The organism is Salegentibacter lacus (genome assembly GCF_020164555.1).
In the GTDB taxonomy this organism is placed as follows: Bacteria; Bacteroidota; Bacteroidia; order Flavobacteriales; family Flavobacteriaceae; genus Salegentibacter; species Salegentibacter lacus.
In genome coordinates this window covers 1-1,059 of sequence record NZ_JAIQZB010000056.1, presented here as the reverse complement: position 1 = coordinate 1,059, position 1,059 = coordinate 1, and the positions used below count along the sequence as shown (strand labels likewise).

The 1,059-nt window shown below is 31.6% G+C and carries 1 protein-coding gene; it reads right to left on the bottom strand.

Going from position 1 to position 1,059, the window contains the following annotated elements:
• Positions 1-948: 948 nt before the first annotated feature.
• A partial coding sequence (locus LB465_RS18050; RefSeq protein ID WP_224471311.1) for a transposase occupies positions 949-1,059 on the bottom strand: 111 nt, incomplete at its 5' end.

Here is a 1,059-nt window from a genome sequence, read left to right as displayed (position 1 = left end):
ATAATAGCTATTGACTAGCTTACGCATTTCTGTGGCAATTGAAGATCGGGTCATTTTGATTATATTTAGACCGCTAAATTATAATCTAGAAAGGTTTCTGAAAAGATGCACTTAGACGGATGCATACGGCATCTTCGTCTGAAAAAGAAACGAAATGTAGTTTATGATCTCCTTCTTCTACAAAATGAATTTCAAACTCTCTCCGAAAGAATCATTTACCTTACTACTTGAACTAGCGTTCGCAAATAACACTCCTTCCCAATTGGCCGAAGTTTCATCTTCGCTATATGCACCATCTTCATAAGCGAAAACCACAATAGTTTCAGACTCTGTAGTACCAAAATTACTTACTGTACCAGTAATTGTTCCAGCTTCAAGACTATTTACAGCTTATACTATGCGCCAATTAACTATCATTTACAAATTGATATTCTCCTGCCGAATTAGTAATGATCGATTTTCTAAGATCGAAATCTAGAATAATTTCGTTATCATCATTCTCATGATTTTCCAATGACACAATAAGTCACATTGATAACATTAAAATTCCTGTTTTGAATAAATACTTCAAATTCATAAGTGTTTAATTTTTGTTGCATTACACAACAGTTAGTAATTTGATTTGGTTCAGCGCATATTGCGCAAGTAATTATTCTTTATAAAAACTGTTTTTTTATGCCCTATTAACGGATAGAAATAGGACTATTATTTAAGAATTGTGATTTACAAAAGTTTAAAAATTCTTAAGAAATTTTAAAGCGATTCCGTTTTTTATAATGTAGATAGATTATAATTACTTGGAAGAAAAGATTAAAAGTTCAGACATAAAAAGAGGCCGTCTAAAAAGTATTTAGATGGCCTTTTTTATTGATAAAAGTTTTTGTGAGAAGAAGCGCTTCTTCTTTTGTAGATATTCTTAATGATAAAAAAGGCAAGGAAGCCCCCTTCCTATGCTATACTGAATTTTCTTAAGTTGTGGGCCATAGCTATTAATCCTATTTCAGTAGTTACTTTCTGCATTCCCCGAAGCATAAATCGTTTAAAACCCATGTTTTGCTT